Raw genomic sequence first — 8,799 nt, 5'->3', positions numbered from 1 at the left:
GGTCGACTACTTCGTGATCCGCACCGGGATCCGCTTGCGACCGTCGGCGACGGCTGCGAGCGGTCCGAGGACGCGCTCGAGGGAGAACGACGACATCTCCTCCTCCTCGCTGGGCCGCGGGCCACGACGACCGCCGGCCGACTCCTCGGTGGCGCCGATGCTGCGGCCGGACAGTTCGACCTTGATCTGGTCGTGGCGCACGGCCTCGGCGAGCTGCTTCTCCAGGCTCGAGACCGAGCGGCCGTAGAACCAGGAGTAGGAGCTGTTGCCGCCGCGGATCGCGAGCCGGGAGCGTCCGCTGGCCTCCTTCGGGATGGCGAGGTTGGGGATGCGCAGGGTGCTCTCACCGGCGGAGCCGTTGACGGTCATCCGCAGGCGCAGCGTCTTGCCGGCCTTGATGCGACCCGGAGCCTTGGGCGTGATGCGCGTCCACACGCCCTTCGCCTTCTGCTCCACGACGCCGAGGCCGTGGGTGTCGAGCGAGTCGGTGACGTTGTTGTCGGCCGTGACGGACTCGACGGTGACCCCGTCGATGTAGGCCAGGTTCCAGACGAGGTCGGCCAGCTGGAAGATGGGTTCCCACACGAGGTCGCCGCCGGTGTAGCGGTCGGTGAACGTGAGCTGGAAGGGCCGACCGTTGTCGTCCCCGGCCACGGTCCAGGTCTGGAGGGCCGAGCCACGGGGGTTGCCACCGAGCACTCGGTCACTGTTGGTGAGGAGGGCGTAGAACGTGGCGTCCGGCAGGGCGTCCTGCACGGTGACCTCGGTGACGCCGGTGCGTGAGGTGCTGCCCTTGGTGACGGTGCTGGTGATCGTGGACGACGACGGCGCAGGGCCGAACGTGCCGGTGATCCCGGTCAACCGGTCCTGGGTGATCGTGCCCGCGACGGGGCTGATGTTGGCGACCTTGAAGGGCGAGCCGAGCGAGTCGGGCTGCACGAAGATCGCGTCGGCCGGGTGGAGGCCCTCGGTCGTCTCACCGAGCTGGTAGAGCGGGTGGCCGAAGCCGACGACCTCGCCGTTGCAGACCGAGGTGGCGGTGCCGACCCCGGCGAAGGTGATGTCGCCGTACGCCGCGGAGGCGGCGAGGTTGCCGCCGGCGACGATGGTCTCGGGGCCGGGTGCGTCAGCGCCGGCGCGGCCGAGCACGTAGGTGTTCTTGTCGAGGAACTTCGGTCCGCGCTTCTGGGCCTGCTCGAGGCGGCGGGCCGACAGTCCGGCGACGCCCAAGGGCATCGGGAGCTCGCGGAAGCCCTGGGCGGCCTGCTGGGTGGTCACGCCGGCGCGGTCGGCGACGAGGCGCGCCTGCGCCTTGGACAGCCCGGCCTTGCGGGTGTCGGGGTCGGCGGTGAAGTAGTCGTCCATGTGCTCGAACGGCGTGATGCCGGCGATCTTGGACGGACCCCAGGAGAGCCCGTAGGCGACGGCACCGATCAGGCGACCGTCGGCGGCGTAGACGGGGGAGCCCGACATGCCCTGCCACACGCCGCCGGTCTCGTCGAAGGCCTCCATGTCGAGGTCGATCATGATCATGTCGATGTCGGCGGCTATGCCGTCGTTGAGGACGCCGAGGACCTCGCCGGTGAACTCCACCGGCTCCGTGCCGCTGACGACGGTCAGCCCGTCGACCAGGTCGCCCTTGGCGACCTCGGCGACCGGGAACGGCTCCGCGCAGTCGGCGACGGGGTCGGCAGAGGGGGCGAGCGGGGCGTTGGCGTTGGCGGTGCTGCCGAGGGCGCTGAGTGCGCCGGCGCTGAGCGTGAGCCCGGCGCAGGTGAGCGCGACGACGCCCGAGCGACGACGTGCGAGGCGTGGTGACATGTGAGGTTCCCTCCCAGGAGACGGGCCGGGCTGTCCCGGCCATCGAAGTAACTCATACGACGCGTTGGAGCGACCCGAGGTTGCGTGGGTGGCCCACATATTTCCCGAGCGGTCGATCCCTAGGGTGGAGTCATGGGTCATCTCCTTCTCGTGCGCCACGGCCAGGCCTCCTTCGGCGCCGACGACTACGACGTCCTTTCGACACGGGGCTGGGAGCAGGGCCGGTTGCTGGGCGCCTGGCTGCGAGAGCGTGAGGTGACGCCGAGCGCGATCGTGCACGGCAGCCTGCGTCGTCACCGGGAGACCGCCGAGGCGATGGTCGAGGCCGCGGCGTGGGACGGTCCGCCCGCCACGATCGACGCCGGCTGGGACGAGTTCGACCACGTCGGTCTGGTGGCAGGTCACCCGGCGTTCACCACCGGCGGCGCGGAGGCGGGGGCCGACCACACCTCACTCGACCGTCGTCGCTTCCAGGAGATCTTCGAGGAGGCCACCGCCCGCTGGACCGCCGGCGAGGACGCCGGAGCCACCGAGTCGTACGCCGCCTTCCTGGGGCGCGTGCGCACCTCGCTGGCCCAGGCGGTCGCGGCGTGCGGCCGTGGCGAGACCGTCGTGGTCGTGACCTCGGGCGGACCGATCGCTGTGGTCGCGGCTTCCCTCGTCGATCCGTCCTGCGTCGACGACCAGGCGGCCACGGCTCGCCTGTGGGCACGTTTCAACACGGTCGTCGTCAACGCCGCCTACACACGCCTGCTCGTCGGGTCCACCGGCGCGCGGCTGCTGACCTTCAACGAGCACCACCACCTCGAGGGCGAGCACCTGACCTACCGCTGACCCGCCGATGACTCGGGAAGCCGTCGCCGGCTTTACCGTTCATCCGTGTCAGACCAGGCGACCAATGCGCTGATCGCCATCGCGCTGGGCAGCGCGCTGGCGGTGCTGCTGTTCGTCCCGACCGCGGCCGTGCGCTATCGACGCGACGGCTCGCTGGGTCCCGGCGACCTGGCGACGCTGCTGGCCGCAGCCGTCTACGGCCTGGCGTTGTGGACCTACACCCTGCTGCCGATGCCGGCCTCCAACACCTACCGGTGCAGGTCGAGCAACCTGGAGCCGCTCGCGTCCATCCGGGGGCTCTGGGCCGGCGACCTCGCCGGCGACGGGGTCCTGAGCATGCTGCGAGATCCGGTCTTCCTCCAGCTCGCGCTCAACCTGCTCCTCTTCGTGCCGCTCGGCTTCTTCGTCCGGCTGATCCTGCGTCGCGGGGTCGTGGTCGCCACGCTCGTCGGCTTCGCGGTCTCGCTGCTCATCGAGACCACGCAGCTCACCGGCGTCTGGACCCTCTACGACTGCGCCTACCGTCTCTTCGACGTCGACGACCTCGTCGTCAACACCGCCGGCGCGATCACCGGGTCGCTGCTCTCGGCGGTCCTCGTGAGCCGTCGTACCCACGCAACGCCCCTGCCGACCCGCATCACTCGCGGACGTCGCCTCGTCGGCATGGTCAGCGACCTGTGGTTCATGGTGCTCTTCGGTGGGTTCGTCGCGCTCGTCTACCGCGCGGCGGCGGTCTACAGCCCGCTCGGTCTCGACCTCGACGTGCAGACGACGCTGCAGATCGCCGTGCCGTACGGCGTCCAGGCCGCCTCGGTCCTGCTGCTCGGTCGGACCGTGGGGGAGTGGACGATCTCGGTGCGCGCCGTGCCGCGGCGCTCGAGCCTCAACCGCTTCGAGCCGTGGGCGCGGGTGATCAAGCTGCTCACCGGCATCACCCCGCCGGTGGTCCTGCTGCTGCTCGGTGGCTGGTGGGCGCTGGTCGGCGTACCGCTCTTCCTCGCGCTGACCGTGGGCGCTGCCCTGGTGACGCGCCACTCCCGCGGGCTGAGCCACGTGCTGGCCAACCTGGACCTGCGGATAGCGGCCGACGAGGAGATCGGGCGACGCGACGCGTCGGTCAGCCCAGAGCAGTCGGCGGGTCGGGCAGGAGCGGACTAGCCGGGTCGGCCTCGATGCCGGCGCTGCGCAGGACGTTGTCGATGACCGACCAGATCCAGGACGCCAGCAGCTCGACCATGTCCTCCAGCGACAGCTCGCCCGGGCTGCTGACCCACTGGTCGGCCGCGGCGTCGACGAACCCGACGAGCCCGACGGCGACCGGTCGGACCACGCGTTCGTCGACGTCGAGGAGAGCGACGAACTCACCGAGCAGGCTGATCAGGTGGTCGGCGATGAGCTTCTTGACGTCGCTGACCGCGCTGTCGCCGGTGGACGTCGCCACGGAGTGCCGCACGAGGTAGCGGTAGAGGTGGTGGTGGCGAGTGAGCCAGCCGAGGTGGGCCGAGACCGCCGTACGGATGATGGTGTCGGGGCTGGCGCGCAGGTCCCAGGAAGGCGCGAGGGCCTCGACGACCATCTGCTCGGCGCGCGCCGCGATGGCCTGGTTGAGCGCAGCGGCGCCGGCGAAGTGGCGGTAGAGGCGGGTGCGGGCCACGCCGGCCTCCGCGGCGATCTGCTCGGTCGAGACGTCAGGGCCGTGGCGGTCGATCGCGCGCAGTGCGGCGTCGGTGAACTCGGCGCGGCGGCGGTCCTGCTGGCCTGTCCACCGCGTCGCGCGCCCGTCGACGTCGGGGGTGGGGGGCTGCGAGCTCACGCGGCCCACGGTAGGCCACTCGGGAACCCACCTCTGGTCAAGTTGGGGGTACGCGTTGTACCGTCTAGATATCAGTAACAGCGTGTATCACTTAACTCTCCCCCTGGAGGCCCCCGTGACGGCGATGACCCACCCGACCGCCCCGCTCGACGCAACGCGCACCGAGACGCCCGACGGGTCGCAGCTGCTCCTCGACTCGGCAGCCTCGCTGTCCTACGACCCGGCCACCGAGGTCGACTGGGACGCCCCGCTCGACCCTCACCACTTCGGGCTGAACCCGGAGTGGAGCACGCTCTACGGCACGGACCTGTGGGACGAGATGACCGACGAGCAGCGGGTGACGCTGACCCGGCACGAGGTCGCCTCGATCATGAGCACCGGGATCTGGTTCGAGATGGTCCTCCAGCAGATGGAGCTGCGCGACCAGTACTGCGGCGACTACGCCGGGTCGGACTTCCAGTTCGCCCTGACCGAGGTCGCCGACGAGTGTCGGCACTCGATCATGTTCGCCCGGGCCTGCTCCAAGATGGAGATCCCCGCCTACTTCCCGCGCCGCTCCAGCATCGAGCTCGGACGGATCTTCAAGGCCGTGGCCACCGCCGAGGTCGCCTACGGCGGCATCCTGGTCGCCGAGGAGGTCCTCGACGTGATGCAGCGCGACTGGATGCGTGGCGCCGACGTCCTGCCGATCGTGCGCACGACGAGCAAGATCCATGTCGTCGAGGAGTCGCGGCACATGAAGTTCGCGCGGCAGGAGATGCGCGAGCGCATCGAGGGAGCCGGCCGGCTGCGTCGACGGATGTCGGCGCTGATCATCGCGATCGCCGCCAACGTGATCGTCTCCAACATGGTCAACGAGGGCGTCTATGCCGCCGCAGGTCTCGACACCAAGCGTGCCGTCGCGGCGGCGAAGGCCAATCAGCACCACCACACGCTGATGCGCTCCAGCTGCGCCCACTTGATGGAGTTCCTCGACGAGCTCGGCCTGCTCACGCGCCCCGCGATGTGGCTCTACCGACGCGTGAGCATGATCTGAGGTGACCGCCTTCGCCATCACCCAGTCCTGCTGCAGCGACGCCTCCTGCGTGTCGGTGTGCCCGGTCAACTGCATCCACCCCGCGCCGGGCGAGCCCGACTTCGGGCTCACCGACATGCTCTACATCGACCCTCGATCGTGCATCGGTTGTGGCGCGTGCGCCGACGCCTGCCCGGTCGACGCGATCTTCCCGGTCGACGCGCTCCTGCGCGGTGCCGCCGCGGAGTACGTCGACCTCAACCGCGCCCACTTCACCGACGCTGAGCCGCAGGACGACTGGGACGAGCCCGTCTTCCCCGCAACGCTCGCGCCGCACGCCACCGGTCTCCGGGTCGCGATCGTCGGCACCGGGCCGGCCGCGTCCTACGCGGCCGCTGCGCTGTGCACGACCGGCGCCGAGGTCACGATGATCGACCGGCTCCCGGTGCCGGGCGGGCTCATCCGCTTCGGCGTCGCCCCCGACCACCAGAGCACCAAGGCGATCGCCTCGCGCTTCGCCACGGTGCTTCGCAATCCGCGTCTCGACCTGGTCCTCGATCTCGAGGTCGGCACCCACGTGAGCCACGACGACCTGCTCGAGCACCACGACGCGGTCGTCTACGCCGTGGGCGCCGCCGCCGACCGGCGTCTCGACGTGCCGGGGGAGGACCTCGTCGGCAGCCTGCCGGCGCGGACCTTCGTCGGTTGGTACAACGCTCACCCCGAGGTCGCAGCGGACGCCGTCGACCTCGGCCCACGTGCGCAGGGGCGTGCGGTGATCATCGGCAACGGCAACGTGGCCCTCGACATGGCGCGGATCCTGCTGAGCGACGCCGACGGTCCGCAGGGGCTGGCCACCACCGACATTGCCGACCACGCGCTCGTCGCACTGCGCCAGGGCTCGGTCTCGGAGGTCGTGCTCGTCGCCCGGCGTGGTCCGGACGCGGCGGCGTACTCGCTCTCGGAGCTGCGACCGCTGCTGGCGCGCGAGGACGTCGAGGTGGTGATCGACGGCGGTCCGGACGTCGCTGCTGCGATCGCCGGTGCCGAGGCCGGGAGCAAGACCGCCGCGCTCCGGGGCGTGCCCGTGTCCTCGGTCGACTGGTCGGTGTCGCCCGACCCGGCGCGCCGGCGTCTCGTGCTGCGGTTCGACTCCACGGTCGACCGGCTCGAGGCGGGCTCCGACGCCGGCGACCGGGTAGGCGCGGTGGTGCTCGACGCGGGTGCTGCGCGGGTGCCCACCGGGTTGGTGCTGCGCTCGGTGGGCTATCGCAGCGAGCCGCTCGCCGGTCTCCCCTTCGATGACGTGATCCACACCGTGCCGCACGAGCAGGGGCGTGTGATCGACCCGTCGTGGGGCGAGCCGGTGCCGGCGTCGTACGTCGTGGGCTGGATCAAGCGCGGACCGCGCGGTGGCATCGGCTCCAACCGTGCGGACGCTGCCGAGACCGTTGCCGCGCTCGTCGAGGACGCCAACGAGCGGCGGATCACGACCGGTCGAGGCTCCTCGCGGTCCTTCCGGCGCCTCGTGCGCGAGCGCCGTTCGGAGCCGCTGAGTCGTCCCCGGGTCGTCAAGCTGGCCACGCTCGAGGACCTGGTCGGGACAGCCCGCGGGCGCTGACCGGTTCGGGACCGATCGGGCGAATCGGCGCTGCCCGGCCTGCTCCGGGTGCACCATGGAGGGGTCATGAAGATCGACCTCAAGAAGTCGCTCGACTCCTACCGCGCCCGGCAGGGGGAGTTCCGGCTGGTCGACCTGCTGGCGATGACGTACCTGATGGTCGACGGGCACGGCGACCCCGGCAGCACTCCTGAGTTCGGGGAGGCCTTCGAGGCGCTCTATCCCGTGGCCTACACGCTCAAGTTCGCCAGCAAGCTCGACCTCGACCGCGACTACGTCGTCCCGCCGATGGAGGGTCTGTGGTGGGCCGACGACATGGCCGCCTACACGACCGAGCGGGACCCGTCACGCTGGGACTGGACCCTGATGCTTCTCGTGCCGGACTGGATCTCCACCGAGATGATCGCCGTCGCGCTCGCGGCCGTGGCGGCCAAGAAGGACCCGCCGGTCGGTCTCGACCGGGTGCGCGCCGAGGTGCTCGACGAGGGCAGGTGCGTGCAGACGCTCCACGTCGGCCCGTACGACGCCGAGGGGCCGGTGCTGGCCGAGATGCACGACGTGTTCATCCCGGGTGAGGGGCTCCGGATGACCGGCAAGCACCACGAGATCTACCTCAGTGACCCGCGACGGGTCGAGGCGGCCAAGCTGCGCACGATCCTGCGCCAGCCGGTGATCTGACCCCCCCAAAACCTGGTTCTCCACGGGACGCCGACCTCGCTTCTCGATCGGTCGTTCATGACGAACGGTGACGTTGTCGACGTCGTGAGGTGACGACGTCGTAACGCCGGGACGGTCGACGTTGCAGTCGCGTGAACACTGCTCCGACGGGCTCTTCGAGCCGTGACAGCGGCCGATGGGCCTCGTTGAGAGCACTGTCGCCGACCGGTCGGTCGACGTCCCTGGGCTGTGTCTCGGCGGCCCCCGATCACGAGGTTCATGTCGCCATGTCTGCTGTCGTCCCACCCGTCCGCCACGCCATCGCCAGGCAGCTCCTGGCCGGCCTCGTCGCGGCGCTCCTCGTCATCGCTCTGGTCGCGGTCGTCGGTCGCTCCGCCCAGGCGGTGGGGCCCGCTGAGTCGACAGCGGACCCGGCCGTCAGCGGAGACCTCGGCTTTCAACGCGTGGAGTACGACCTCGCCGACCGGGTCGACGTCGGCCGCGGCGCCGTGGGCGACCCGACGGTCCTGGCGATGCGCCAGGCCGGGGTCGTCCACTACCCCGAGACGGGTGACGGGCCCTTCCCGGTCATCGTCTTCCAGCACGGCAACCACGCGACGTGCGAGAGCGGCAGCGTGCTCGACGACCAGCTGCTGATCGGCCCGGCGTTCCTGGCGTCGTACGAGGCGGGGGACTGCTCGACCGACGACGACCTCATGGACGAGCTGCTCGAGATCGAGGTGTCGGCGTCGTACCGCGGCTACGACTATCTCGCCCAGCAGCTGGCGACCCAGGGCTACATCGTGGCGTCGCTCGACATCAACGACATCACCGACTGGTCCAACAACTCCGCCGAGTCGGGCTACCTCGGCCGCGCACAGATCATCAGCAAGACCCTCGACCTGATCGGCTCGTGGAACACCACCACCGGTCCCGACGGCATCGGTGATGCGCTCCAGGGTCGAGTCGGTCTCGACCTCGGCGTCGGCGTGATGGGTCACTCGCGCGGTGGAGAGGGCGTCAACATGTTCGCCGAGT

7 protein-coding genes and 1 pseudogene are annotated in these 8,799 nt (G+C 70.5%); 6 read left to right on the top strand and 2 right to left on the bottom strand.

Annotated elements, in window-relative coordinates:
- Nucleotides 1-6: 6 nt before the first annotated feature.
- Nucleotides 7-1,821: a SpoIVB peptidase S55 domain-containing protein gene (locus VOI19_RS08415; protein ID WP_323792516.1), complete on the bottom strand. Its 1,815-nt coding sequence runs from the start codon at nt 1,819-1,821 to the stop codon at nt 7-9.
- Between the two features lie 132 nt (nt 1,822-1,953).
- Between VOI19_RS08415 and VOI19_RS08410 the strand changes: the two genes are divergently transcribed.
- Together VOI19_RS08410 and VOI19_RS08405 are read left to right on the top strand one after the other, a co-directional pair.
- Nucleotides 1,954-2,655: a histidine phosphatase family protein gene (locus tag VOI19_RS08410; RefSeq protein ID WP_323792515.1), complete on the top strand. Its 702-nt coding sequence runs from the start codon at nt 1,954-1,956 to the stop codon at nt 2,653-2,655.
- Nucleotides 2,656-2,700: 45 nt separating this feature from the next.
- A complete protein-coding gene (locus VOI19_RS08405; protein WP_323792514.1) occupies nt 2,701-3,813 on the top strand; it encodes a VanZ family protein in 1,113 nt (370 codons plus the stop codon).
- Here VOI19_RS08405 and VOI19_RS08400 read toward each other — a convergent pair.
- Entirely contained in the window at nt 3,773-4,468 is a 696-nt protein-coding gene (locus tag VOI19_RS08400) for a TetR/AcrR family transcriptional regulator (RefSeq protein WP_323792513.1), read from the bottom strand. The genes VOI19_RS08405 and VOI19_RS08400 overlap by 41 nt on opposite strands.
- Before the next feature lie 124 nt (nt 4,469-4,592).
- Between VOI19_RS08400 and VOI19_RS08395 the strand changes: the two genes are divergently transcribed.
- The 4 genes and pseudogenes from VOI19_RS08395 to VOI19_RS08380 form a co-directional block, all read left to right on the top strand.
- On the top strand, nt 4,593-5,504 hold the full coding sequence (locus VOI19_RS08395) for a diiron oxygenase (protein WP_323792512.1): 912 nt from the start codon (nt 4,593-4,595) through the stop codon (nt 5,502-5,504).
- A 1-nt stretch (nt 5,505) separates the two neighbouring features.
- The gene (locus VOI19_RS08390) at nt 5,506-7,104 is read left to right on the top strand and encodes a 4Fe-4S binding protein (protein ID WP_323792511.1); all 1,599 of its coding nucleotides are present in this window, start codon (nt 5,506-5,508) and stop codon (nt 7,102-7,104) included.
- Between the two features lie 66 nt (nt 7,105-7,170).
- Complete coding sequence (locus tag VOI19_RS08385) at nt 7,171-7,782, top strand: GyrI-like domain-containing protein (RefSeq protein WP_323792510.1); 612 nt, start codon at nt 7,171-7,173, stop codon at nt 7,780-7,782.
- A 266-nt stretch (nt 7,783-8,048) separates the two neighbouring features.
- A pseudogene (locus VOI19_RS08380) lies at nt 8,049-8,799 on the top strand (hypothetical protein); the annotation flags it as partial.

This window comes from Nocardioides sp. (assembly GCF_034670285.1).
Taxonomy (GTDB): Bacteria; Actinomycetota; Actinomycetes; order Propionibacteriales; family Nocardioidaceae; genus Nocardioides.
This window is presented reverse-complemented; position numbering and strand designations above follow the sequence as displayed.